Here is a 26,062-nt window from a genome sequence, read left to right on the forward strand (position 1 = left end):
AGAACACACAGAGACGACTGAACCGGATGGCCAACCTCCATGTACGTGGCGAACTGTCTTGGGCCACGGTGGCGACATCCGGTAAATCGCCGATTCTCGCTTGCCCATTCGCCCCCGGCCGAACGGCCGTCAGAGCCGGTGCCGGGCGCATACCTGCAAAGGGAACGTGAAATCTCTGCGAGAATGGCGCGGTGGAGGACGAGCAGATCGAGATTCGCATCGGTGATCGTGAGCGCCGGAGTGTGGACGCCCGGTTGCGAGCGGCGCTCGATGACGGCGTCTTGACATTGACGGAGTACGACGAGCGGACCGCGCAGGCCTGGGGTGCACGGACTCGCGCGGAACTGGACGTACTCACCCGTGATCTCCCAGAGCCGACAACTACGGAAAACGAGGCGGACAAGAAGCCGGTCCCGCCCGAGGGCTCCCAGGCATGCGAGGAGACCAAGCCGGAGGAGGGCGGTCTCCTCTCTCGCATCATCGGCACGATGATCTCCGGCGTGGTGCTTGCAGGCGGAGCATTCCTCGGCTGGCAGGTGCTGAATTCCGACGACGGCGCGGCGGTGTTCGGCAGGCAGACGATCCATATCGGCGCCGACGAGCCCAGTGTCGAGGTCGGCGCGTTGTTCGGTCGCCTCGAGATCGTTGTGCCCGATGACGTCCGGGTACGCACGGATGGTCCTTTCCTGTTCGGTCGGTCCAACTGCGAACAGGCATGCATCGGCTCCGACGACGCGGACGAGGTGACGGTCACCGTGCGGGGTGCGATGGCCAGGGTCGACATCCTCACGCAGGAGGAGTTCGCGTCCGAGAGCCGCGACCAGGACGAGGACGAATAACAGCCGTCCACAGCGGAATCGGCCAGGAGGCCGACAGCGACGTTCCGGCGAACACGGGCCCCTCGGATTCAGCGCAGTCTCGGCGACCGAACGGCCGCTTGACGGTGGTGTGACCCACACCTAGCGTTGAAACCGCTTTCGGTGCCTGAAAAGGCACGTGAGAGCGTTCCATCGGACGCTGTTCTCCGTCGGCTCCGGTCGCGTGGTCGCGCGTTCCCCCGGGTGGATGATGCCGTGGCAGGTCCGGCGTTCACCGCATGCGGTCCGGTCGAGCGCGCCCGAGGAGCAGGTGGTCCGTTCGCCTTCGATCGAAGGGTCCGTCATGGACAGTCCTGGTTTTCCCGACCGCCGACGAATGCTCAGAACAATGGGATTGGGCGCGACCGTCGCCGCAGCCACCCTCTCCGGCGGCCTCGTCGCCAATGCGGCCGCTCTCCCCCGTTCCGGTGGGCAACGGGCCGCGCAGCAGTGGAGCAACCCGATCATCCAGCACATCCACACCGCCGATCCCGCCGTGCTGGTGCATCAGGATCGGGTGTATCTGTACGCCGGGCGGGATGTCGCCCCACCCGAGGCAGGCGACTTCCTGATCAACGACTGGCATGTGTTCTCCAGCGACGACCTGAGCACCTGGATTGATCACGGCGTCCGGCTGAGTTGGCGGGATTTCTCGTGGTCGGACGGCGCGGCCTACGCGAGCCAGTGTGTCGAGCGCGATGGCCGTTTCTACTGGTATGTGCCGATCTCCGATCGGGGCCCGGCGTGGTTCTCGATCGGCGTGGCGGTGGGCGATTCGCCGCTCGGTCCGTTCCGCGATGCACGAGGCACCCCGCTGGTCAGCGGTAGCGACCCGGGCGCGCCGACGCTCAACATCGACCCCACGGTGTTCGTCGACGAGGACGGGCAGGCCCATCTGTACTGGGGTTCGTGGTGGGAGCTGCGCTATGCCCCGCTGGCGGACGACATGATCTCGCTCTCGGGTCCGGTCCAGACGATCACCGGGCTGCCCGGTTTCTGGGAGGCGCCGTTCCTGCATCGTCGTGGCGACCTGCACTACCTGTCGTACGCGGCTGGCGGCAATCCCGCGACGATCGACTATGCGACCTCGCCGTCGCCGACAGGGCCCTGGACGTTCCGGGGCACCGTCAACGGCCGGGTGAGCAGCCCGACGAATCATCAGGCGTTTTTCGAGTTCCGAGGGCAGTGGTACATCGCCTATCACACCTCCGACCTGCCGGGCGGCACCCAGTTCCGCCGTTCGGTGTGTGTGGACCGGGTGGAGTACGACGCCGCCGGCCTGATGCGGCCCGTCCAGCAGACCCGGGGCTGACCCTGTTCGACGAACCAGCGAATTCGTAGCCTCAATGATGAGGAGATGACATGCGGATCTCGAAACCTCGATTACTCGCTCTCACGCTGGCCGCCGCGCTGACCATCGCGACACCGGCCGCAGCCGAGCCCGCCGCGCCCGCCGACGCCGATCGCGCCGGTGCCACCGAGGCCCCGGCGGGCTCGCCGACCGACCCGCTCGGAACGGTCGCCCCGACCACTCCGGACAACGCGACCACCGCAGGTTCCCCCGCCGCCGAGCAGTCCACGCAGGGCAAGCAGGCGCGGATCCCCCAGTTCCTGTACGACGCGGGCGCCGAGACCGGCAACAGTCGGGAGCCGGCCAATTTCGTGGTCCGATGGGGCGACTCCGTGGACGTCGTGCGATGGGCACAGGAGAACCGCGGCATCGCCGACTACCCGGCCTACGTGCTGGATGTGATGGAACGGACCTACGACTACTACGTCAACCAGGTCGGTTTCGCCGATCCGGACGCACTGTCGCCCGGCCGGGACTTCAAGATCAATATTTACCTGTGTGGGAGTTGGTCCGGCGGGTTCCTGCCGCCCGCCAACTGGGCGGGTGCCGACGAGGTCGGCGCGGGGCACATGTGTCTGCCCTATGACAAATTCTGGGACGACTGGGTGGAGTCGCACGAGTTCGTCCATGTCCTGCAGGTTTACGCCAGCCAGCAGAACCGGGCGGCGGGCAATGGCGGCGGGTTCGGTGAGGGCAATCCGTATGCGGGCCCGTTCTGGGAGGCGCACGCCAACTACCTGGCCCGGATGCGTCGACCCGAGGTCGTCACCGGCTCGGGGTATCTCGGCCGCCACCACTACCGGTGGCTCGACGAGCAGACCTATTACGGCGACTGGACGTTGATCAACACGCTGCGGGATCGCTACGGAACGTCCTTCGTCGACGATCTGTGGTTCGAGGCCCGACAGGGTGAGCACCCGATCACCACGATCAAGCGGGTGCTGGGACTGGATCACGGCTCCTTCGCGGAGTTGATCGCCGACCACGCCCGCCGCAACGTGGCCTTCGACTACACCGACGGCGCGGCCATCCGCAGTGATCTCTGGCGCGCGCCCGGGGCGACCTACCGGCCGCTGTACACGGTGTCGTTGCAGACGGTGGACGCGAATGCGGGTGCGTACCGGATACCGGCGGATCGGGCTCCCCAGCAGTACGGCTACAACCACATCGAGTTACGACCGGATTCCTCCGGCGCGATCTCGGTTCGGCTCGACGGCACCGGCGGCGGGGCGCCCAGTCCCGACTGGCGGTTCGGTTTCGTGGCGGTCGGCGCCGATTTCTCGGCCCGGTACAGCCCGCTGTACCGCAGTGGTGAGTCCGGTTCGTTCGCGTTGGAGGCCGGGGAGACGCATCTGATCCTGGTGGTCACGGCCACGCCGACCGAGCACGTCGACTATCCGCTGGGCACGCCGAGTCCCGGTTACCCGTATGCGCTGACGGTGCAGGGCGGCACGCCGGTGGCGGGAACGACCTGAGTCCTGCCGCTTCTCGCGCAATCGCGCCCGGCGGCCAACCCGCCGGGCGCGATTCGGTGTCGTCGATCAGGCCGAGCCGCGCCGCACCAATCGTGGTGGCACCCGGATCAGGCCGCCCCAGATCGGCTCGTTGCCTGCGAGGACGAGGCGTTCTGCGGCGAGTCTGCCGAGTAGGCCGAGGTTCATGTCGATCGTGGTGAGTCTGGGTCTGGTCTCCACGGCGAAGGGTTCCCAGTTCTCGTAGCCGACGACCGCCACGTCCTCGGGCACCGCTGCGCCCCGGTCGCGTAGGCCGTCCACCGCGCCCGCCGCGATCTGGTCGCTGGCGCAGAACACGCCGTCGAGGTCGGGGTGTCGTTCGAGGAGCAGGTTCGCCGCGCGGCGGCCCCAGCCCTGGCTCCAGCGGCCCGGTCCGCAGGCCGGTGCCAGGGGTGTCAGTCCGGAGCGGGCCAGTTCGGCGGCGAAACCGGCGGAGCGTTCGAGGGCAGATCGGTCGGCGGGCGGCCCGGGTATCTGGGTGATCCGGCGGCAGCCTCGGTCGAGCAGGTGTCTGGCCGCCAGTGCTCCGCCCGCGCGGTCGTCGGTGATCAACGAGAGGTCCCGAGCGTTGCACGAGGGTGTGACGGCGTAGACGACGGGGGTGGGTTCCGCGCCGGGCAGCGGGATGGGGTGTCGGGTCTCGCGCCGGGAGCCGAGGACCAGCAGTCCGTCGACGCCGTGTCGGACGAGCGCCTCGGCGTGTTGGCGTTCGCGGCGTCCCTCGCCGGGTGTCCAGCAGAGCATGGCGACGACGTGGGTGCCGCCGAAGGCCGCCTCCGCCCCGGTCAGGACGGGCAGGCTGAAGCGTTCGGCGGCGCACGCGGTCACCGCGTCCTGCTGATCGGGGTCCACCGCACGGTCCGAGTTTCGGCGTGGTTCGGGCACCCGCCCCGCGTGCCCGGTGAGCAGGCCGATCACTCGTTCTCCGGCGCGGTCTCGGCGGCGGCCGCTGCCCTTGGGGCGTCGGTAGCCCAGGCTCTCGGCAGCACGGAGCACGCGCCGTCTGGTCTCCTCGTGCACGTCGGCTCGGCCGTTGAGTGCCCGCGAGACCGTGGCCGCCGAGACGCCCGCCCGCACCGCCACCGAGTGCACGGTCGCCTGCCCAGTCCTGTCCATGACCGCTCCATCGTTCCCACGCGGGCCCGTTACCGGACGGGCAACCACACGCGCATCGTCGAGGGGCCTCGGTTGGCCCATTGGTGGTAGGGGCGCAGCAGGACCCAGTGACCGAGGTCGGGTTCCGGGGCCGAGGCGGCGGTGTCGGCTTCGAGCACCGTGCCGTGGGCCGTGGTGGAGCTCTCTGCGGTCTTGCCGCCATCGGTGACGAGGTCGTTGTCGAGTTGGTGGAGTGGATACCCGTAGGGTCCCCATCCGCCGAGCCAGGCGATGGGCTCCGGTCGTCGTCGCACCCGCACCATCGCGCCTTCGGGACTGGGCTGCGGAGCGACCGAGAGATCCACCCGAAGGTCCTCGAGATCGAGCTCGGCAGGGAGATCGACGGACTCGGCGCACAACACCAGCGGGCCGCGCTCGACCGCGACACAGCCACGCAAGGCATCCACCCGGTCGTCGGCTCTGGTGTACCTGGGCGTGAGGTCGAAGTCGAGTCGGAGCGTCTCACCCTCGGCGAACTCTCGCCGCACGGTGACCGTCGGGTCATCAAGCTGCGCCAGCAAGCCGTCACCCGCGTCCAAAGTGGCTGTGCCCTGAGCCCAATGGGGCACGCGCAGGGTGAGTCCGAAGTACCCGGGCGTGAGCACACGGATCGCGACGCTGCGGTCATGCGGGTACGAGGTGATGATCTCCAGGTCGATCTCGGTGCCGTCGTCGAGCCGGGTGCGGATCTCGCAGGCGGTGTACTGGTGGATCTGTACCCCGTCGGCGTCGCGGGTGGCCACATAACCTGACACCGAGGCGAGGGTGCGGGCGATGTTGGTGGGACAGCAGGAGACGCTGTACCAGGCGGGTCTCAGGCTGGCGCCGGCCGACGCGCTGACCTCGTCCTCGGCGGGGATCCGGCCGGGGATTCGTTGGTGCAGGGTGTTGGCGTAGAAGAAGGCGCGTCCGTCGGCGCGAGACGAGGTGGCGACGATGTTGAACAGGGTGCGTTCGACCAGGTCGGCGTAGCGGCTGTCGCCGGTGGCCAGCAGCAGCCGCCAGGACACCATCACCGAGGCGATGCCGGCGCAGGTCTCGGCGTAGGCCCGGTCCGGTGGGAGGGCGAAGTCGGCGCCGAAGGATTCGTCGAGGTGGTGCGAGCCCATTCCGCCGGTGAGGTAGGTGCGGCGGGCGAGGGTGGTCGCCCATTGGGTGCGGACCGCGTCGATCAGGGTTCGGTCGCCGGTCTCCACTCCGACGTCGACGGCGCCCGCCGAGAGGTAGAGGGCTCGGACGGCGTGTCCGCGTAGGACGGTGGCGTCGCGGATGGTCTGGTCGTCCTGGAAGTAGGCGGCGCCGAAGCGGATGGCGGGCAGGGTGCCGGTGCCTCGGCGGTCGATGAACAGGGTGGCGAGTTCGAGGTGTCGTCTCTGTCCGGTCACGCGGTACAGCTCGACCAGGGCGGTCTCGATCTCGGGGTGTCCGCAGACGGCTGTGCGTCCGGTTGGGCCGAACTCGGTGTACAGGTGGTCGGCGACCCGCCGGGCCACGGTGAGCAGTAGGTCGTCGGCTGCGTTGGTTCTGGCGCGGGCCACGGCGGCCTGGATCAGGTGTCCGTAGCAGTACAGCTCGTGTCCCCAGGCGAGGTCGGAGTAGCGCTGGGGCCTGCCGGGACGGCCGTAGCAGGTGTTGAGGTAGCCGTCGGGGTGTTGGGCGGCGGCGACTCGGGCCGCCAGTTCGGTGAAGCGGCGGTCGAGGTCGGCGTCGCCGCTGCGGTGGCTCTCCCAGGCCAGTGCCTCCAGGAGTTTGTAGATCTCGGAGTCGGCGAACTCCGGTCCACGATGATCGCCCTCGGTGCCGTGGGTGAGGGCGTGGGCGGCGATGTCGAAGTTGTCGATCCAGCCGAGGCGCTGCATCCAGCGCTGGCAGTGGTCGAGGGTGTGCTCGGCGTTGATGCGCGCCCGCTGCGCCCAGAAGCCGTCGGTGAGTCGCACCTCGTCCAGTCCGAGCGGGGTCAGCGTGCCGTGGTTGGGCGACACGGGTCGCGCATGGGTCGCAGCGGAGTGGGGTGGGTGGTTCTCGGCCGTGGTGGATGCGTCGGGCGGGTGCATCGAGAGGGTCTCCTTCACCGTGGTCGTCGAGGGCTGCACTGGTTGGGCGGTCGGTGCCGGGTGTCTGGTCAGCCTTTGAGTGCGCCGGAGGCGAAGCCTCGGACGTAGTGCCGTTGGAGGAGGACGAACAGGAGCATGCAGGGCACGGCGCTGACCACGACGCCGGATTGCAGGGCGCCGAAGTCGATGGAGCCGAAGTTGCCGGAGCGCATGGCGGCCAGTGCGACCGGCAGGGTGTAGCGGGATCCGTCGGTGACCAGCATCAACGGCGCGATGAACTCGTTCCAGGAGTTGAGGAAGGCGAAGAGGGCCACCGTGATCACGCCGGGGGTGACGGCGGGCAGCAGGACCGACCAGAGGGTGCGGGGTATCCCGGCGCCGTCGACGAGGGCGGCCTCGTCGAATTCCCTGGGCACGGCTTCGAAGGCGTTGCGCATCATGAACAGGGCGAAGGGCAGTTGGAACATGATCAGGACCAGGGAGAGTCCGATCAGGGAGTTCTGTAATCCCGCGCGGCTCAGCAGCACGTAGAGCGGGATGAGGATGGTCGGGTAGGGCACCATCATGATCGCCAGTGTGCCGAGGAAGAGCAGGTTGCGGCCGGGAAACCGGAAGCGGGCGATCGCGTAGCCCGCGAGGACCGAGATCAGCACGGTGCCCACCACGGTCAGCAGCGAGACGAGGATGCTGTTGGTCGCGTAGACGAGCAGTCCCTCGCCGTAGGAGAACAGTCGTCGATAGTTCTCCGTGCCGAAGCCGGCTCCCTCGCCGGTGGCGTCGGGTCCGCGTAGCGAGGAGTAGCCCGCCCAGGCCAGTGGGAGCAGGAACAGGATCGCCAGGGCGGTGCCGGTGACGAGTGCACCGGTGTCGGCGATCACGATGCGCAGCCGGGTTCGGCGTGCTGCGGTGCTGGTGGCCGTCACGACTCGTCGCCCTTCCTGATCAGGCTCAATTGGACGATGTTGGCGAGTACCAGTGCGATCAGGACGACCACGGACATCGCGGCGGCCCAGCTGAGGTCGAAGAGGGTGAAGGCTTGGCGGAAGATCGTCGAGACGACCGTGACGGTGGAGTTGTCCGGTCCGCCGCCGGTGAGCACGTAGAACTGTTCGAAGGCCAGTAGTGATCCGGTGACCGACAGGACCAGCACGAGGGCGAGGGTGGGTCGCAGCAGGGGCACCGTGATGCCGGTGAAGGTGCGCCACCAGCCTGCCCCGTCGATGCGCGCGGCCTCGTAGACCTGGTCGGGGATCGCTTGTAGTCCGGTGAGCAGGATGATCATGTAGAAGCCCGCGAAGCGCCAGATCACCATCAGGACCGTGGACCACAGCGCGCCGTCGGGCGTACCGAGCCAGTTCACCGGTTCGTCGACGAGTCCCAGGGTGGCGAGCAGGTCGGACAGCGGCCCGACCTCATTGGAGTAGAGGGCGAACCACAGCAGGCTGGCGACGGCCAGTCCCATCGCGGCCGGGAGGAAGAACGCGGTGCGCAGGAAGCCGCTGCCGAAGCGGGTCTGCTGCACGAGCAGGGCCAGTCCCAGGGCGACGGCGGTCAGCAGGACCGTGGTGATGAGGGTGTAGCGCAGGGTGAACCAGATGGCGTCCAGGAACAGCGGGTCGTCGAGGATCGCGTCGTATTGGGCGAGGCCGACGAAGCTCGGCTCGCCCAGCAGCGGCCAGTCGGTCATCGACATCCATACCAACAGCGCGAGCGGGACGACGAAGAGCAGTCCGACCACCAGGGCTGCGGGCAGCGATAGGACGATCGCCTGGGTGGATCGGTCGGTGCTGCGGCGGCGGTGTCGGTGGTGGGTGCCGGTGCTTCTCACGAGGACTCCCTTGATCCGGGCTCGGTGGTCCTCGAGCCGGAAGGCGGTGTCATGTCGAGCGGCGAGTGGGTCGCCGGGGCGGTGACGCGAAGGTGCACTGGTGGCGGCGGGGTTCAGCCCGCGACGTCGAGGGCGGAGTCGAGTCGTGGTCGGTGCTCGGCGATCGTGGTGTCCACGGGGTCGGGGCCGAAGATGGCCGCTCGGGCGAACTGCAGCCAGGGGCCCTGCGGGTCGTTGAAGGTCGCCCCGAAGTTGACGGCGGTGGGGACTCGGCCGAGGTCGACGACCTGGTGGAAGGTGCGTAGGTGTGGGTCGGTGCCGTCGGTCGGGGCGATGTCGGTGCGGACGCTGACGTCGCCACCTGAGGTGAGCACCTCGCGTTGGACGTCCTCGGTGAGTGTCCAGGACAGGAAGTCCCAGGCGGCGGCGGTCTTGGTCGAGGTGGCGGTGATGCCGAGGACGTCGCCGCCGACGAAGGTCGACTCGCCGCCGTCCATTCCTCGGATGGGTGCGACGCCGATCTCCAGGCCTTCGTGTTCGGGCATCAGTCGCAGCATCGTCGAGCCGAGGGGGGCGACGCCGACCGTGCCCTGGGCGAAGGGTTGCAGCCAGCTGATGCCGTTCTCCTGTGCGGCCGATTCCGGTGCCAGTCCTTCGGCGTAGGCGTCCCGGTAGGTCTGGAGGATCGGGCCGATGGTCTCGCTGTCCATGGCGGAGGCGGTGCCGTCGGGGGTGAGGATCTCGCCCCCGTCGGCCCAGACCATCGGCCAGAGGGTGAACAGCAGGCAGCCGGGGCAGTTGCCGCCGAAGTAGGTGCCGGAGATTCCGTCGCCCAGGGCGGAGATCGCCTCGGCGTGCTCCATCATCTCGGGCAGGCTGGTCGGAGGTCGTTCGGGGTCCAGACCTGCTTCTCGGTAGAGCACCTTGTTGTAGAAGATCAGGGAGAGGTCGAGGGTGTGCGGGACCGCGTACTGGGCGCCGTCGGCGGTCGCGGCGTCCAGGTGGGCGGGTGCGAGCTCGTCGAGGAGGTCCGTCTCGGCGAGTCGGTCGCCGAGGTCGGTGTAGAAGCCGTGGCGGATGAAGTTCCTGGCGTAGACGACGTCCGCGCCGAGGAGGTCGGGCAGACTGCGCCCGCCTGCTGCGGTGGCGACCTGTTGAAGGTAGGTGTCGTTGGGTACCACCGTCAGCTCGACGGTGTTGCGGCCGAGGTCGTTGTAGGTGTCGACGAAGGCCCTGGTCTGGGCCTCGGTGGCGGCGCGGGTCCAGAGGGTGAGGGTCTGTCCGGTCTCGGCGTCTGCATCGCCGACGTCGCCCGAGGTGCAGGCGGTGGTGAGCAGGGCGGCGGCGAGCACGGCGCCCAGGCGGTGGCCGAAGGTGTTCTCACGCACGGCACGTTCTCCTTGTGCTCATCGTTGAGCGAAGTCGAGCGGCATGACGGTGAAAGCCTTCGTCCACTTCGGCCAGACGAAGTGGAAGAGGACCGATGGTGTCTCGACCGGTCGTTCTCCCCGCTGGTAGAACGACTGGGGTGGCAATGGTCTCCGTGGTGTGGAACCCAATACCGAAACTACTTTCGGTATCGTAGGTTCGGGCCGGTTCCGACGTCAATACCGAGGCGGCGGGAGAATGCGGCCGCACTGTGCGAATTCTTCAGCCGAGGAGCATGAGGCGATGGGCCGTGACAGCCGGGGCGAGCAGAAGCGTTCGATCACCCTCACCGACGTCGCCCGGCTCGCCGGGGTCTCGGTGGCCACGGCGTCGAAGGCGCTGAACGGCAGACGGCAGGTTCGCGACGAGACTCGGCAACGGGTCCTGGCCGCGGCCGAGACCCTGTCGTTCACCCCCAATCCCTTCGCGCAGGCCTTGAACATGCCCCGATCCGGCACCGTCGGGATGCTCACCAGTGACCTGGAGGGCCGCTTCGCGCTGCCGATCATGATGGGGGCGGAGGACGCCTTCGGATCCGGTGCGACCTCTGTGCTGCTCTGCGATGCCCGGGGGGACGCCGAACGCGAGCGCAAGCATGTCGAGGCGCTGCTCGCCCGGCGGGTGGACGGGCTGATCGTGGTGGGATCGCGTACCGACCCCCGGCCGAGTCTGGGCCAGCGGTTGCCCGTTCCGGTGGTCTACGCGTATGCGCCGTCCGACGACGACGCCGACGTCTCCTTCGTGCCGGACAACATCCGAGGCGGCGCCCTCGCCGTGGAACACCTGGTGGCGGGCGGTCGACGACGTATCGCGCTGTTGGCGGGCGATGCCGACTACGCCGCCGCGCGCGACCGGGTCGCCGGCGTGACCGAGGCCCTGCAGGCGGCCGGGCTCGAACTCGTCGGCGGCGCCGCGTCCTTCGGGCCGTGGTCCGAGGCATGGGGCAGGCGGGTCACCGCCGAACTGCTCGATTCCGATCCGGAGGTGGACGCGGTGTTGTGCGGCAACGACCAGGTCGCGCGGGGCGCGTTGGAGACGTTGCGGGAGCGCGGCCGCCGGGTGCCGGAGGATGTCTGGGTGGCGGGTTTCGACGACTGGGAGGTGCTGACCACCAGTTCTCGGCCGCCGTTGACCAGTGTGGACATGAACTTGGAGGAGTTGGGGCGCACGGCGGCCCGGCATCTGTTCCACGCGATCGACGGGCAGCGCCACGGCGGGATAGTGACCCTGCCGGTGCGGTTGGTGGTGCGGGAGTCGACCGGCGGCGCCGAGAACGGCGCGGACTAGCCGGGCCGGTGCGCGTCGCGCACCTCGGCGTGCGGTTGGAAACCCGCCGACACGTAGGTGGGTACGGCGCCGAGGTTGCCGCTGGGCGTGCAGACGAAGGCGCTCGATGCGCCTAGTTCCCGGAGCGCGGCGGCTGCGGCGACGGTGATCGCGGTGCCGTGGCCTCGGCGTCGATGATCCGGGTGCACGCCCAGCGGTTCCAGCAGTCCCGGCTTGCCCGGTCCTGCCGACCACACCGTCACGATCGCGGCCGCGGCGCCCGAATCGGCATAGGCGATGAGACAACGGGCATCGCGGTAGAGCGAGCCCGCCGCCATGGCCTGCCAGCGTTGGGTGGTGAAGGACGAGCCGCCGAACGCCGCCCGCTGGACCTCGACTCGGTCCGCAACACGGTCCGCGTCGACCACCTCGATCCGACCGGCGGGCGGTGGTACCGGTTCGGTCAGATCGCGGTGCAGCGGTGTCCAGGGTTCACCGGCGACCCAGCCCGCCTCGAGCAGCTGGTCCAGGATCAGTGCGTCGGGTGGCGCCTCGACGTCGACCGCACCCTCGGGTAGGACACCGCGTCCCGGCTCGATCACGTCGGCGATCACCGATCGTGCCAGCTCCCGGTCGCGCCGTGTCTCGGGTGCGGTCGTGATCCGCAGCAGGCCGGGTCCGTCGAGCAGTCCGACGGCGAGGATCCGGCCGTCTCGGCTCCACGTCCGCACCGCCGCAGCGGTGGCCTGGGCCCCGAGTTGCCAGAACCAGCCCACATCGCCCGGATGCAGTTGTCGCGGTGCCGCGTCGGATTGCCATTCGCGTAGCGCGACCACGGCTGCGTCCAGTCCGTCGCTTCCCGGGGTGGCCAGCACGATCGTCATGACGGCGATAAGACACCACCGGGCTCCGTGTCCGCACTGGATTTTCCGGGCGGGCGGGCGCCCCTCGGTGTCTCGGCGAGCGGTCATCGCCGCTAGGTGACCACCACCCGTGCCACCGCGACGTGGCCCGTGGTCTCGACGGTGCCGGTCACCTCGAATTCGCCGGGGCGGGCGTAGTCGTCGGGGTCGATCTCCTGCCAGGTCACCGGGATCGAGCTGTCCTTGGAGCCGTCGTTGTAGGTGGCCACGACCGTGCTCGGCAGGTTCGGCGCGTGGCCTGCGGTGGTGCCGATCTCCCAGGGATCGAGGCTGGTGATCTGGACGGCGTCGGAGGTGCGCACCCAGATCGTGGCGCTCGCGAGCAGAGCCGAGACGTCGGTTATCCCGTTGACGGTGAACGAGGTGCCGCCGTCGGCGACCTGGTCCGGGTCGATGGCGGGCCACGCCACCTCGACCTCGCTCGTCGCGCCACCGGGGTAGACGAGGGTGACCGTCGAGGGCGGTTCGGGAAGGACCTCGCGGGTGGTGGGCACGTGGATCGGCCGGATCTCGCTCGGTTGCTGGGCGAGGATCCTCCACTGGCCGATGCCCACCGACAGTCCCGGGTTGTTGGACAGCACGGCTCGCAGGCGGGTGGTGGTCACCGGGTCGAACTCCGTCACGTTGTAGCGGTCGGCGGCCACCCCGTAGTCGTCGGCGCCGGAGATCGGCACGAACTCCTCGGCGTCGTCGTCCCAGTACTCCAGCCGCCAGGCCGCCGGGACCGCGATGCCGTCGGGGGCACCGGGCTGCACGTCGCGGAAGAAGTACATCTCCGAGCGGTCGATGCGGACCGGCGAGTCCCAGGTGTACTCGACCCATTGTTCGGTGCGTTGCGGCCAGGTTCCCCAGAACGGTCGGTCGGTGGAGGAGTCGGGATCGCGGCCGTCGTTGAGGGCGGTGACCGGGGTGCCGTTGGCACTGAAGGAGGCCGTGGCGGTCGCGTCCACCGCGAGGTTGCGTCGCTCGGGTAGGGCGTCGACCGTGACCACGACCTGGTCGCTGGTCTGCTGTGCGCCGTCGGTGGCGGTCAGCGTGAGGGTGTAGGTGCCCTCGGTGTCGAATCTCGCGATGGTCGTGGGCACCGAGTCGTCCTCGAGGATCACGGTGGCCCCGTCGGGGGCGTCGGCGACGGTCCAGGTGCTGTGTACCTCGCCGGTGGGCAGGCCGTCGTCCTTGACGATGCCGATCAGGCGCGCCTGGCCGGGCACGCGGTGCCCGGTGTCCACCCTGGTCCGCACCTGCGGGGCGAGATCGTGGGAGTCGGTAGGCGGCTCCCCCGTGGCGAAGGCCTGGAATTCCTTGAGTGCGATCGGGTGTCCCGGTTGTGCGGTGAGGTCCACCCGCAGTGCCGAGGTCTCGACCGGGGCGAACCGGATCTCGTTGTGGTTGGCCCTGGGGTAGGCGGGGGTGCGGACCGGTTCGGTGACCGCGCGCCATTGGCCGTCGTCGAGGTAGGAGACGGTGTAGAGCGCGGGTTCCCGGTGGCCGCGTGGCTGTTTGTCGTTGCGGAAGAACAGTCGCACCTCGTCGACGGTCTGGCCGGAGTCCAGGGCGACCTCGAAGGAGTGCTGGTTCTGCGCGGAGCCCTCGGTGCTCCAGTACGGCTCGTTGATCGTGGTGCCGTCGACCGCTCCCGCCGGTTCGCGGCCCGGTGCGGAGTAGGAGGCCGAGGCCGGGGCGCCCTCGGCGAGGTTGGTCGCGTCGCGGGTGCTGCCGATGTCGCGGCCCGCCTTGGCGAAGACGTCGACCACGCGGCTGTCGTCGGTGAAGGCGACCTGCGCTGCCTCGGTGACCGAGCCCGCCGCCTGGTGCAGTATCTCCGCCGGTTCGTCGGGGAACTCGATCTCGCCGGTGGTCGGGTCGTAGTGCACCGGGGTGAGCGTGTCTAGGGTGAGAACGCGTTCGCCGTCGAGGTAGAGGGAGTAGCCCTCCGGGATATCGGTGCCGTAGTGCCGGGCGCCGTCCCCGGGTTGGTCCCAGACGATCGTCAGGTCGCCGCCGCGATAGCGCAGGTTCTCCACGGCGAAGTGGTCCCAGCCGAGGTCGATCGGCCAGAGTTCCACCGTGGTGTCGGTCCGGGGTCGCAGGCCTGCGACGTCCTCGATGATCGTGTAGTTGGTGGTGCCCAGCATGGTGTGGTGGATCCAGGAGCGGTAGCCGATGTGCTGCGGGTCGGGGCTCGCGTCGGCCCAGAACTCGTTCTGGTCGGGCCAGCGGTTGTCGCCGTCGACGTAGTGCGACCAGGCATTCCACAGCAGCAGCTTCTCGTACAACTCCGGGGTGACGTGTTCGGAGGGATAGTCCCGCAGTGCCGCGCTGTACACGTCGAGGTAGCGCTGGGCGTTGATGACGGAGAAGTTGTTCGTGCCGGGATGGCCCTGCTGTGCTGCGGCCGCTTTGTCCGCCTGGTTGGCGGTGAAGAAGGGGAACACCGGATACTCGCGGCGATCGGCCAACAGCCGCAGCGCGTCGACGTATTCGGGTTCATCGGGCATCAGGCCGACTGCGTACGGTATGAAATTGTTTCCTTCTTTCCACGGCACCAGGGCGTCGGTGGCCACATGACGGTGTTTGATCATGCGGTCGGCCGGGTCCCACAGGTATTCCAGGGTCGCGGCACGGATGCGTTCGGCGATCTCGTCGAGTTCGGCGGCCTTGTCCGCCTCGCCCAGTAGTTCGTAGGCCTCGGCTGCGGCCCGGGCACCGGCGAAGACGTAACCCGATTCGGCGCGGTCGAGTTGACCGGCGCGCCAGTGGAAGGACACCGCGTCGGCGTCGTTGCCGGTCATCGCGCCCCAGTCGTACTCGATGAGGCCGTTGCCGTCGTGGTCGTAGGTGGCGAGTTGATCGCGCACGTCGCCCTCGGCGTAGCGGGCGAGGTTGCGCACGATCCCGTCGGGCCCGCCGTGGACCTGGTAGGACTGCCAGGCCGCCTCGGCGAGGTACTGGGTGTAGCTGTTGCTCCAGTTCTCCGGGTCGCCGGGGTTGTCGGAGAATCGACCGCCTCGGGAGGTCTCCCCCGTCGAGACCCAGGTGCCGTAGGCCCACGCCGGGTCGCGGAGGTATTTGAGGTCGTCGACGAACATGCCGGAGGTCAGGGCGATGGAGTTGTTGTAGCCCAGTACGCCTTCGACGGCGGTGGGGAACTGGTAGTCGTCGCCGGGGATGTCGGCGTCGAGGAAGTTGTAGCGCAGCAGCCACCAGCGGTAGTAGAGGGTCTTGCCGACGTCGGCCGATGGCACGTCGAGGTAGGGCAGATTCTCGCTCCACCAGCGGTTGTACTCCCGCACGTGGTCACGGAAGGCCACTCCGGGTTCGGCGGTTCGGATGGCCTCGTACTCGGTACGCGCGGCCGGGATCTCCTCGGTGAGCAGTCCGAGTCGCACACTCGTGTGGACGGTGTCGCCTGCGGGGATCACCATGCTCGCCCGCAGTTCGCCGTCCTGGACGGCCATGTCGGTCCCGGAGAACCGAGGGTGCAGGGTGGTGAGGTCGTTGCGGACCGAGTGGACTCCGGTGAGTTCGTCCTCGGTGGGCTCGGTGGCGTACGGCGATGCCGCCGAGATGTCCAGTACTCGATCCGAGGCACCGGCGTTGCGCACTTCGAGGTCGGTGACCAGCACGTTGGCGTCGGTGATGAACTTGCGTTGCACCACGGAGAGGCCGCCGCCCGCGTCGAACTCGCTGCGCCAGTGGCTGGGTACCTGTCTGCGGGCCGAGATGTCCTCGGTCAGGTCGAGTGCCGTGCCGTCGGTGGCGAGTTCGATCGTGTAGCCGGGTCGATCGTCGATGCTCTCCCAGTAGGCGAGTTGGCCGCCGAAGCCGAGCACGCCGGGCTGGTGGGTCTTCATGAAGGCCGCGCGGCCCCTGGTGAACAGCCAGTCGCCGGCGGGATCGTCGCCGTGGCGCGCGAGCATCCGGTCCATCCAGAAGTCGGTGCCGTCTCCCGCCGCGAGGTCGGCCTCGTAGCCTGCCGCGAGGGTGCCGTCGACCCGGAAGGGCGCGGGCAGCGGCGGCACCGGTTCGGCGTCGCCGCTGAATCTCGGGTGGCCGATGGTGTCGTTGGCGAACTCCCCGATTCCGGAGGTGTCGGTCTGCCCGAACGCCGTCGGGCCGAGGGCCGCCGGGGCGAGCAGGATCACGGCAGCGGCCAGGACCGGGAGGCGCCGGGGCCGGGTTGCGGTCAGGTTCGGCTGCCACACCCTGGGTGGCCTGCCCGACTGCGATCGGGTGGCCGTCGGACCGGCGGCGCGACGTGGAGACACGGGAACCTCCAGGTGGTCCAGGCTGTTCCGCCGGGCGGCGGAACGTGCGGGAGAGCGTTGGTGATGACCGCTCTCCCGCTTCGGCGGCAACCGTGAACACTGCGGATGATCGGCGTTGTTCGAGTCTGGCCGGCGGAGCGAGACACCGACAAGACTTTCCGGCGCGTTTCATCGATCACCGTGTGTCCAGGGTGGTCGCCTGCCGTCACCGTTGCGAGGTCCTCGTTCGGTTCGCGTTGCGGCGGGAGCGCTGTCGTCCCCATTGCAGCCAGGCCTCGACCGCGAACAGCGGCACCGTCCAGCCCAACCAGTTGGCCAGCCCGGATATCGCATGATCGAAGGCGATCTGGCTGCCCTGGAAGGTCGAGTCGACTCTCGGGGACAACAGGATCGTGGCCAGGGCGCCCCACAGCCGATTGGAGATGATCGACATGGTGAGGGTGAAGCTGCGGATCATCCACACCCGGTGATCGGCGAATCGCCGGGCACGGGCAGTTCGGAAGCCGTTGATGGTGAAGGCGAGCCACAGGATCGCCAAAATGCTGCTGCTGACCTGCGCCACCGGGCCGAACGGGGTGTGGATCGCGATCACCAGGCCGGTGATCCCGCCGGGCAGGCAGCCCGCGAGGACGTAGACCCGGCCGAGAACTCGGTGTGCCGCGCGGAAGCGGCCTCGGAACCACGGCCAGACCTGGAACACGCCGGTGACCATCGCCACCGAGGAGAAGACCACGTGCGCGACCAGGGTCGGGTAGTAGAAGGCGAGGCCGTCGGGTATGGGAACTCGGGCCAGCTCCTCGTCTCCGGTCAGATAGGGCGGGAGTGAGAAGCCGACGAAGGCGACGGCGAGGAAGAGTAACGGCACGACCCACGGCCGCCGCCACCATGGCTTGGACCCACCGGCCCGTCGAGGGGGTGCCTGCGTGCCGTCCGGCTGCGCCGAGGGCGAATCGGTGGAGGTGGTCATCGTTCTTCTCCTTCGTACTGGTCGGGGCCGGGTTCACCGGGGCGCGGGCCGAGACGTCGGCTCGCCGTGTGGTGCGGCCCGGTGGGTTGCGATGCAGCGAGCGGGCGTGGCGCGGGATGCCATGCCCGTCGTCGGCCGACGTGGGCAGATCGCCTGTCAGGCACGGCGGTTCGCGGCGTTGCGGTGGAACGTCGATCAATCCCCAGCAAAACTGCGAACGTCGTTCGCGTTTCAGCGAAAGGGTTTCGCAGTTTTGCGGTACTGTCAAGCTGTGCAGGTCGAGGAGGATTACCGCTCCCCGCAGACGACGGCACAGAGGAACGAATGAGCCACAACGCGAAGCGAGCCACCCCCGCAGGCCTCGAACTGCTCTGGGGCGAACGCCAACGCCCCCGGCGCGGACCGAAGCCCGGACTGAGCGTGGAGCAGATAGTCCGGGCCGCCATCGAGGTCGCCGACGCCGATGGTCAGACCGCGTTGTCGATGGGGCGAGTGGCCGAGCAACTCGGCACCGGCGTCGCCTCGCTGTACCGCTACGTGCCGGGCAAGGCCGAACTCGTCGGCCTCGCCGTCGATGCGGTCCTCGAACACCCGCCGCGCTCCATTCGGGAGGATGCCGACTGGCGGAGCAGACTGGCGGAGTGGGCGCGCGCCCTTCTCGACGTCATCCGCAGGCACCCCTGGATCCTCCCCCTGCTGACCAGCAGAAAAGGTGTCCCGGGGCCGAACGAGACGCAGTGGTTGGAGGACGCCCTGGCTGCGATCTCGGACATCGGCCTCAGCGACGTCGAATGCATAGAGGTGATCTCGCTGCTCAACTGGTACGTCCGAGGCGCCGCCCAGGTCGCCATCGACATCCGGCTCGGCACCCCCGAGGAGGACGCGAGCGAGTCGCCCATCTCCGGGCCGATGCTGCGGCTGGTGACCGGCGAACGCTTCCCCACGGTGAACCGAGTCCTGGCATCCGGCGCCTTCGACCAGCCCGCGGACGTCATCGAGTTCGGGTTGAACCGGGTGCTCGACGGCGTCGAGACCTTCCTCGCCGCGAAGGGCGTCCGCACCGAGAAGGACTGAGCCGACCAGCGCGTTCCACTCCGGGGAACATTCTCCACACCTCACGTGTTATGCATGCGCATACACTTTTCAGGAGGCTGGCGACATGCAGTTCGGAATCTTCACCGTCGGAGACGTCACCCCGGATCCGACCAACGGCACCACCCCGACCGAGGCCGAGCGGATCAAGGCCATGGTCGCCATCGCGCTGAAGGCGGAGGAGGTGGGTCTCGACGTCTTCGCCACGGGTGAGCACCACAACCCGCCGTTCGTACCGTCCTCCCCCACCACGATGCTGGGCTACATCGCCGCCCGCACCGAGCGGTTGCAGCTCTCCACGGCGACCACGTTGATCACCACGAACGACCCGGTGAAGATCGCCGAGGACTACGCGATGCTGCAACACCTCGCCGACGGGCGGGTCGACTTGATGCTGGGACGCGGCAACACCGGTCCGGTCTACCCCTGGTTCGGCCAGGACATCCGACAGGGCATCCCGCTGGCGGTGGAGAACTACGCGCTGCTGCACAAGCTCTGGCGAGAGGACGTCGTGGACTGGGAAGGCCGGTTCCGCACACCGTTGCAGTCCTTCACCGCCACGCCGCGCCCGCTGGACGGGGTGCCGCCGTTCGTGTGGCACGGATCGATCCGCAGCCCGGAGATCGCCGAGCAGGCCGCCTACTACGGCGACGGGTTCTTCGCCAACCACATCTTCTGGCCCAAGGAGCACTTCATCCAGCTGATCGACCTCTACCGCAGTCGCTTCGAGCACTACGGGCACGGCGCGGCGGACCAGGCGATCGTCGGTCTCGGCGGACAGCTGTTCCTGCGTCCTCGTTCGCAGGACGCCGTCCGGGAGTTCCGGCCGTACTTCGACAACGCACCGGTCTACGGACACGGGCCGTCGTTGGAGGACTTCACGGAGCAGACTCCGTTGACCGTCGGCAGCCCGCAGGAGGCCATCGACAAGACGCTGCGGTTCCGGGAGTACTTCGGCGACTACCAGCGTCAACTCTTCCTCGTCGACCACGCGGGCCTGCCGTTGAAGGTGGTCCTGGAACAGCTCGACATCCTGGGCGAGGAGGTGCTTCCGGTGTTGCGCAAGGAGTTCGCGGCGCGCAGACCCGCTCAGGTGCCCGCCGCTCCGACGCACGCAAGCCTGCGGGCGGCCCGGGAGCAGACGGGCACCCAGACCGCAGCCGGGGAGCAGCGATGACCAGCAGGAAGCTCGCTGTGGTGGCCGCGGGCCTCAGCCAGCCCTCGTCGACCAGGCTGCTGGCCGACCGGCTGACCGAGGCCACTGCGGCAGCCCTGGACACCCACGGCGTCCGCGTCGACATCGAGGTGATCGAGCTTCGCGGTCACGCCAGGGAACTGGCCGACAACCTGGTGACCGGTTTCCCTGCGGGGAATCTGCGCACGGCGATCGACCAGGTCACGAACGCCGACGGGTTGATCGCCGTGACGCCGATCTTCACCGCCTCCTACAGCGGTCTGTTCAAGATGTTCTTCGACGTCCTGGACTCCGACTCGTTGGTCGGGCTGCCCGTCCTCATCGGCGCGACCGGTGGCACCGCACGGCATTCGCTGGCCTTGGAACACGCCCTGCGGCCGATGTTCGGCTACCTCCGGTCGGTCGTGGTGCCCACCGCCGTCTACGCCGCTTCGGAGGACTGGGGATCGGCAGGGACGGACAGCGCACTGGCAGGCCGGATCGATCGCGCGGGCGGCGAACTCGCCGGTCTGATCGCCGGACGGCCGGTGAGCCGGGCAGCCGATCCCTTCGAGAACCCGGTTCCCTTCGAGCAGCTACTGGCCCGGAGGGACGAGCGATGAGTGGCGAGACGGCGGGCGAGGCCGACGACCGGAGGTCGCGATCCTCGGCCCGCATGGCCGAGCGGGACGCCCGCCGAGCCAAGGTGGACGTGTGGCGCTCGGTCATGGAGGTCCACGCGAGGGTGCTCGGCGAGCTGGAACGCGAGTTCACCACCCGGCACGGCCTGTCGATCAGCGATTTCGACACGCTGTCCAACATTCCGACCGGTGGGGTACGGCTACGCGAGTTGACCGACCGGGTCGTGCTCAGCCAGAGCGCGTTGAGCAGGCTGGTCGATCGGTTGGAGCGACGCGGACTCGTCGAGCGTTCGGTGCCGCCGGACGATTCCCGCGCCGTCTACGTGCGCCTCACCTCGCAGGGACGTCGGCTGGCGCTGGCTGCGATCCGCACCAATGCCGACGTCGTCGAGCGGGTCTTCGCCGATCGGCTGTCCGAACCGGAACTACGCGCCCTGGGCACGGTTTTCGGCAGATTACGCGCCGAACGGCCGGATTGAGGCGGCGCGCTCCCGTCCGCCCGGCCCGGACGGGAGCGGCGGCCATCGCTTCCGGACTCAGCCGACGGGTCCACAATCGGGTACGGCACGGCGAACGTCGAAGTGCCGGGTCGTGCTCCCGGAGACCCCGCCCTCACCCTGCCGTACCTCGCCGTCGTCCACCTCACTCGCGGCGAAAACCGCCCGGCACGGCCTCGGTGGGAGGTTCCTCGGGCCAGAATCGCACGGTGCTGAGTGCGCCCGCGTATAGCTCGTGCTGGACGGCATCGCTCCCCTCGCCGGATTCCACGGAGACCGACACCGGAATGTCCGGTTCGATGCCCGCCCATCGCAGCGAGAGCTTGCCGTCCTCGATCGATCCGGCGATCTCATCCTCGTGCGCCATCGCGGCCCGGCCCTCGTTGAACTCCGATTTGATACCGATCACCGAGGCGATCTCCATCTGCCGGCAGCGCCCAACCCGGTGCCAGCGGTCAGTGCGATCGCCGCCGCCAGGACGACGGTCTTGCTGATAGCCATCTTCCCTCCCCCGAAGATCCGGCGAACGACTGTAGCGACGCTCGACACGGAGTGTGAGCGTTTCGCTACATCGCGCCATTGGTGGAGGTGGCGGCTCGGTCGGGCCTACGGCGTCACCGGCGTCAATCCCAACTGCACGCGACCGACCCGGCCGTAGGTGGTGCCACGCTGCCGGGCAGGCCTGCCGATGCGGTCGGCCAGCGCGCGTAGTTGTTCGACGGTGCGAGCCGAACCGTGTTCGGAACCGGCCATCCGACTGATGGTCTCCTCCATCAGCGTGCCGCCGACGTCGTTGGCGCCGCCGGTCAAGACCTCGGCGGAACCCGCCTCGCCCAGCTTCACCCAGGAGCACTGCACGTTGTCGATGCGGCCGTGCAGCAGCACCCGTGCCATCGCGTGCACGGCGCGGTTGTCCCGACGCGTCGGACCCGGTCGCGCCAATCCCGCCAGGTACAGCGGCGCGTTGCGGTGCACGAAGGGCAGCGGCACGAACTCGGTGAAGCCGCCGACGCCGTTGGCCGTGGCCGTGTCCTGCACCTCGGCGAGGGTTCGCAGGTGCCCCAACCAGTGCTCCGGGGTGTCCACGTGGCCGTACATCATGGTCGACGAGGACGGGATGCCCAGCCGGTGCGCCGTGCTGACGACCTCGATCCACTGCGCTGCGGGCAGTTTGCCCTTCGTCAGCACCCACCGGACGTCGTCGTCGAGGATCTCTGCGGCAGTGCCGGGGATGCTGCCGAGTCCCGCGTCCCGCAGGTCGGTGAGCAGTTCCTCGATGCTGATGCCCGCCTTGGCCGCCACGCTGACGATCTCCATCGGGCTGAACGCGTGCACGTGCATCTCCGGGACGCGGGCCCGGACGGCGCGTACCAGGTCGACGTACCCGGTCACCGGCAGCCGTGGGTCGATGCCGCCCTGCATGCAGACCTCGGTGGCGCCCGCCCGCCAGGCCTCCTCGGCCCGGTCGGCGACCTCCTCCGGGGAGAGTCGGTAGGCGTCGGCATCCCGTTCACGCTGGGCGAAGGCGCAGAATCGGCAGCCGACGTAGCAGATGTTGGAGAAGTTGATGTTGCGGTTGACCACGTAGGTCACGTCGTCTCCGACCACCGTGCGTCGGAGGTCGTTCGCGATGCCCGCCAGCGCGTCCAGCGCGACCCCGTCGCAGGTCATCAACGCCATGGCCGCCTCGGTGTTGGCCGGGTCCAACAGCGCGGCCGGGTCGTCGGCGGCGATGCGCAGGCCCTCGCGGACATCGGTGTCCAGGCGTTGGGGGGCCGAGGTGTCCGGCAGACTGGATTTGAGCGCGTCCCAGTCGCCGTAGACGGTGTCGAAGTCGCCCCGGCGGTCCTCGGTGCGGCCTGCGGTGTCGATGCTGGCGTGCAGGTCGGTGCGACCGATCGACTCGATGCCGCCGTCGGGCTCCTGCCAGGCACGGCCGGTGAGCTCGGCGTCGGGCTCGGCGAGGCCCTCGGCGGTGGCGAGGGCTGCGACATGGGCCGCCACCCGCGTGTCCAACCACTGGGTGCTGTCGCCTGCCAGGCCCTGCCGGAGATGCCTTGGGTAGATCGTGAGCCGCTCACGCAGGGTGAATCCGTTGGCGGCGGTCATCTCGGCGAGGGTGTCGATGGCGGGCCAGGGGCGCTCTGGGTTGACGTGGTCGGGGGTGACCGGGGAGACCCCGCCCCAATCGTCGATACCCGCGCGAAGCATCAGGGCGTGTTCGGCTCCGACGAGGTTCGGGGGCGCCTGGACGCTGACTCCGGAGGGCATCAGTAGCCGGGCGACCGCGATCGTGGCCGCCAGTTCGTGCAGGTCGGCGTCGGGCATCCCGCGCATCGCGGTGTCCGGCTTGGCACGGAAGTTCTGCACGATCACCTCTTGGAGGTGCCCGTACTGGCGGGCGCTGGCCCGTAGCGCCAGCAAGGACTCGGCGCGTTCGAGGTGGTTCTCGCCGATGCCGATGAGGATGCCGCTGGTGAAGGGGATTCCGATCCGGCCCGCTTCGGCCAACACCTTGAGTCGGACGGCGGGTTCCTTATCGGGGCTGGCGAAGTGCGGCATGCCCTTCTCGCTCCACAGCCGCTCGGCCGTGGTCTCCAGCATCATGCCCATGCTCGGTGCGACGGGCTTGAGCCTGGTCATCTCCGACCAGCTCAGTACGCCCGGGTTGAGGTGCGGCAGCAGGCCGGTCTCCTCCAGTACCGCGATGGCGCAGGACCGCAGATAGTCCACGGTGGACGAGTAGCCGCGGGCCTCCAACCACTCTGCGGCGGCGTCCCAGCGCAGTTCCGGTCGATCCCCGAGGGTGAACAGCGCCTCTTTACAGCCTGCCGCGGCGCCCTGACGGGCGATCTCCACGACCTCCTCGCGCTCCAGGTAGGCCGACTCGACCTTGTGCGGCACGGTCGCGAAGGTGCAGTAGTGGCACCGGTCGCGGCACAGCCTCGTCAACGGGATGAACACCTTGCGGCTGTAGGTGATCAGTCCGGGGCGGCCTTCGGCGGTCAGGTGTGCATCGCGGGCGCGCCCTGCGATGACGAGCAGCTCGTCGAGATCGCTCTCACGGGCATGCAGCAACACCGCTGCCTCGGTCGCATCCAGCGCTACTCCGTCGCGGGCGCGCCGCAGCGCGCGGCGCATGGCCGACGGCGTGGGAGCGACTCCGGTCGAGGATGACTCGATTTCGATCGACACCCTCGCAGGCTACAACTCGGCCGACCTTCGAACCGTTGTCGAATATGTCTCACACCCCGCTGTCCTCGGTATTCCCATCATCTGGACGGGGTGATCGATGCACCGCCGGATATCGGGAATAAAAGAGCCGATCTTGATCGGTGGACTCCACAACGGACGGTGCGGTCAGCGTCGCAGCACCGCCCGCGAGAGTCGATTACCGATGAACTGGGCGAGTTGCACGAGGACGATCATGATGACCACCGCGACGGCGGTGACCGCCCAGTCGAAGCGCTGGTATCCGTAGGCGATCGCGAAGTTGCCGAGCCCGCCGCCGCCGACCGCGCCCGCCACCGCCGTCATGTCGATCACGGCGACGAAGACGAAGGTGTAGCCGAGGATCAGTGGCCCGAGCGCCTCGGGAACGAGAACCGTGACGATGATGCGCATCGGACCGGCACCCATCGCCCTGGCCGCCTCGATCACGCCGGGGTCGACCGACACCAGGTTCTGCTCGACGATCCGGGAGATGCCGAAGGTCGCCGCGACGATCAATGCGAAGGTGGCGGCCGCCGTTCCGAGCGTGGTGCCCACGACGCTGATGGTCAGCGGACCGATCGCGGTGATGAAGATGATGAACGGAATCGGTCGGATGATGTTGACGAGCACGTTCAGCACCACGAACACCACCGGATTGGCCAGGATGCCGCCCTTGCGGGTGGTGTAGAGCAGGATTCCCAGTACCAGGCCGAGAAGGCCGCCGAGGATCATCGTGGCCAGCACCATCCACAGCGTCTGCCCGATGGATTCGAGCAGTACCGGGCCGAGACGCTCCCAATCGGTGCTCATGCCGCCAGCTCCTCGACCTCGGTGGTCTCCCGAAGTTCGGCGATCAGTGCGTCCACACCGTCCGGCGGACCGATCAGCTCCAGGGTCAGTCGACCGATCGGCTCGCCACCGAGTTCCTTGATGCCGCCGTAGACGATCTCGAAACGGACCTGATGGCGGCTCAACGCGCTGGACAGGGTCGTGCCGATGCGCTGGTCGTCGCGGATCCGGGCGGTGATCAGTCGGCCGCCGTGCCGAGTACGCAACCGGGCCAGGTCGTCCCCGTCGGGTTGATCGTGCAGCACGGTCGCGACGAAACGCCGGGTGGTCTGCGTCCTCGGTTCCGCGAAGACGTCGATGACCCGGCCCTGTTCCACTATGCGACCAGCGTCCAGCACGGCCACCCGATCGGCGATCTGTCGGACCACCTCCATCTCATGCGTGATGACCAGAATCGTCACCCCGAGCTCCGTGTTGACCCGTTTGAGGAGCCGCAATACCTCGCCGGTGGTCTCGGGGTCGAGGGCGCTGGTGGCCTCGTCGGCCAAGAGGATGGTCGGATTGGTGGCCAGGGCTCTGGCGATCCCGACGCGCTGCTTCTGTCCGCCGGAGAGTTGGTCGGGGTAGTGCCAGGCCTTCTCGGTGATCCCCACGAAGTCGAGCAACTCGGTGACGCGTTCGGTGCGGCGTTGTCGATCCCAACCGGCGATCGTCAGGGGGTAGGCCACGTTGCCGAACACGGTTCGGGACCGCATCAGGTTGAACTGCTGGAAGATCATCCCGATCCCGAGCCGCACCGTCCGCAGCCGCCGCTCACTCAACCGGGTGATGTCGGTGCCGTCGATCAGCACCGAGCCCTCGGTCGCGGTCTCGAGTGCGTTGACCAGTCGTACCAGGGTGCTCTTCCCCGCGCCGGAGTACCCGATGATCGCGAAGACGTCGCCCGCGTCGATGGACAGGTCGATCCCGTCCAGAGCGGTGACCCGCCTGCCGCCGGACTCGAACACCTTGGTGACACCCCGGAACTCGATGAGCCCGCTCACCT

20 protein-coding genes are annotated in these 26,062 nt (G+C 68.6%); 8 read left to right on the forward strand and 12 right to left on the reverse strand.

The window, feature by feature from the left end; translation table 11 throughout:
• Positions 1-191: 191 nt before the first annotated feature.
• From BKA25_RS13550 to BKA25_RS13560, 3 genes are all read left to right on the forward strand, one after another.
• A complete protein-coding gene (locus tag BKA25_RS13550; RefSeq protein WP_069849365.1) occupies positions 192-839 on the forward strand; it encodes a DUF1707 SHOCT-like domain-containing protein in 648 nt (215 codons plus the stop codon).
• 367 nt (positions 840-1,206) lie between these two features.
• Positions 1,207-2,169 (forward strand): glycoside hydrolase family 43 protein, encoded by a 963-nt coding sequence (locus tag BKA25_RS13555; RefSeq protein ID WP_084643664.1) that lies wholly within the window; start codon positions 1,207-1,209, stop codon positions 2,167-2,169.
• Between the two features lie 50 nt (positions 2,170-2,219).
• Positions 2,220-3,683, forward strand: coding sequence for a DUF6055 domain-containing protein (locus BKA25_RS13560; RefSeq protein ID WP_069849363.1), 1,464 nt, complete (start codon positions 2,220-2,222; stop codon positions 3,681-3,683).
• Positions 3,684-3,749: 66 nt separating this feature from the next.
• Here BKA25_RS13560 and BKA25_RS13565 read toward each other — a convergent pair whose 3' ends face one another.
• The 5 genes from BKA25_RS13565 to BKA25_RS13585 all read right to left on the reverse strand — a co-directional run bounded on the left by BKA25_RS13565 (position 3,750) and on the right by BKA25_RS13585 (position 10,147).
• On the reverse strand, positions 3,750-4,838 hold the full coding sequence (locus BKA25_RS13565; protein ID WP_069849362.1) for a LacI family DNA-binding transcriptional regulator: 1,089 nt from the start codon (positions 4,836-4,838) through the stop codon (positions 3,750-3,752).
• 29 nt (positions 4,839-4,867) lie between these two features.
• Entirely contained in the window at positions 4,868-6,931 is a 2,064-nt protein-coding gene (locus BKA25_RS13570) for a glycoside hydrolase family 127 protein (RefSeq protein ID WP_084643663.1), read from the reverse strand.
• Positions 6,932-6,999: 68 nt separating this feature from the next.
• Positions 7,000-7,854 (reverse strand): carbohydrate ABC transporter permease, encoded by an 855-nt coding sequence (locus BKA25_RS13575; RefSeq protein ID WP_236750817.1) that lies wholly within the window; start codon positions 7,852-7,854, stop codon positions 7,000-7,002.
• Entirely contained in the window at positions 7,851-8,759 is a 909-nt protein-coding gene (locus tag BKA25_RS13580; protein ID WP_069849360.1) for a carbohydrate ABC transporter permease, read from the reverse strand. Before BKA25_RS13580 ends, BKA25_RS13575 begins: the two co-directional genes overlap by 4 nt.
• 113 nt (positions 8,760-8,872) lie before the next feature.
• Positions 8,873-10,147: an ABC transporter substrate-binding protein gene (locus tag BKA25_RS13585; RefSeq protein WP_069849357.1), complete on the reverse strand. Its 1,275-nt coding sequence runs from the start codon at positions 10,145-10,147 to the stop codon at positions 8,873-8,875.
• A gap of 283 nt (positions 10,148-10,430) precedes the next feature.
• Between BKA25_RS13585 and BKA25_RS13590 the strand changes: the two genes are divergently transcribed.
• Positions 10,431-11,474 carry a LacI family DNA-binding transcriptional regulator gene (locus BKA25_RS13590; RefSeq protein WP_069849355.1) on the forward strand — a complete coding sequence of 348 codons (1,044 nt, stop codon included), beginning with the start codon at positions 10,431-10,433 and terminating at the stop codon, positions 11,472-11,474.
• On the opposite strand, the gene BKA25_RS13595 is transcribed toward BKA25_RS13590, so the two are convergent.
• From BKA25_RS13595 to BKA25_RS13605, 3 genes are all read right to left on the reverse strand, one after another.
• Positions 11,471-12,337 (reverse strand): GNAT family N-acetyltransferase, encoded by an 867-nt coding sequence (locus BKA25_RS13595; protein ID WP_069849353.1) that lies wholly within the window; start codon positions 12,335-12,337, stop codon positions 11,471-11,473. The genes BKA25_RS13590 and BKA25_RS13595 overlap by 4 nt on opposite strands.
• Positions 12,338-12,429: 92 nt before the next feature.
• On the reverse strand, positions 12,430-16,644 hold the full coding sequence (locus tag BKA25_RS28390) for an Ig-like domain-containing protein (protein ID WP_157421065.1): 4,215 nt from the start codon (positions 16,642-16,644) through the stop codon (positions 12,430-12,432).
• Between the two features lie 205 nt (positions 16,645-16,849).
• Entirely contained in the window at positions 16,850-17,611 is a 762-nt protein-coding gene (locus BKA25_RS13605) for a DUF2306 domain-containing protein (RefSeq protein WP_084642987.1), read from the reverse strand.
• 324 nt (positions 17,612-17,935) lie between these two features.
• On the opposite strand from BKA25_RS13605, the gene BKA25_RS13610 reads away from it, so the two are divergent.
• From BKA25_RS13610 to BKA25_RS13625, 4 genes are all read left to right on the forward strand, one after another.
• Positions 17,936-18,685 (forward strand): TetR/AcrR family transcriptional regulator, encoded by a 750-nt coding sequence (locus BKA25_RS13610; protein WP_069849349.1) that lies wholly within the window; start codon positions 17,936-17,938, stop codon positions 18,683-18,685.
• An 85-nt stretch (positions 18,686-18,770) separates the two neighbouring features.
• Positions 18,771-19,880, forward strand: a complete 1,110-nt coding sequence (locus BKA25_RS13615) for an LLM class flavin-dependent oxidoreductase (RefSeq protein WP_069849347.1) — start codon at positions 18,771-18,773, stop codon at positions 19,878-19,880.
• On the forward strand, positions 19,877-20,500 hold the full coding sequence (locus BKA25_RS13620; protein WP_069849345.1) for an FMN reductase: 624 nt from the start codon (positions 19,877-19,879) through the stop codon (positions 20,498-20,500). Before BKA25_RS13615 ends, BKA25_RS13620 begins: the two co-directional genes overlap by 4 nt.
• Positions 20,497-20,997: a MarR family winged helix-turn-helix transcriptional regulator gene (locus BKA25_RS13625; RefSeq protein ID WP_236750815.1), complete on the forward strand. Its 501-nt coding sequence runs from the start codon at positions 20,497-20,499 to the stop codon at positions 20,995-20,997. The genes BKA25_RS13620 and BKA25_RS13625 overlap by 4 nt, the downstream gene beginning before the upstream one ends.
• A 163-nt stretch (positions 20,998-21,160) precedes the next feature.
• Here BKA25_RS13625 and BKA25_RS13630 read toward each other — a convergent pair whose 3' ends face one another.
• The 4 genes from BKA25_RS13630 to BKA25_RS13645 form a co-directional block, all read right to left on the reverse strand.
• Positions 21,161-21,424 (reverse strand): hypothetical protein, encoded by a 264-nt coding sequence (locus tag BKA25_RS13630; RefSeq protein ID WP_157421064.1) that lies wholly within the window; start codon positions 21,422-21,424, stop codon positions 21,161-21,163.
• 197 nt (positions 21,425-21,621) lie between these two features.
• A complete protein-coding gene (locus BKA25_RS13635; protein WP_069849342.1) occupies positions 21,622-24,156 on the reverse strand; it encodes a bifunctional FO biosynthesis protein CofGH in 2,535 nt (844 codons plus the stop codon).
• 219 nt (positions 24,157-24,375) lie between these two features.
• Entirely contained in the window at positions 24,376-25,038 is a 663-nt protein-coding gene (locus BKA25_RS13640; RefSeq protein WP_069849340.1) for a methionine ABC transporter permease, read from the reverse strand.
• Complete coding sequence (locus BKA25_RS13645) at positions 25,035-26,060, reverse strand: methionine ABC transporter ATP-binding protein (protein ID WP_069853663.1); 1,026 nt, start codon at positions 26,058-26,060, stop codon at positions 25,035-25,037. Before BKA25_RS13645 ends, BKA25_RS13640 begins: the two co-directional genes overlap by 4 nt.
• Between the last annotated feature and the right edge of the window lie 2 nt (positions 26,061-26,062).

This window comes from Actinoalloteichus hymeniacidonis (assembly GCF_014203365.1).
Lineage (GTDB): Bacteria > Actinomycetota > Actinomycetes > Mycobacteriales > Pseudonocardiaceae > Actinoalloteichus_A > Actinoalloteichus_A hymeniacidonis.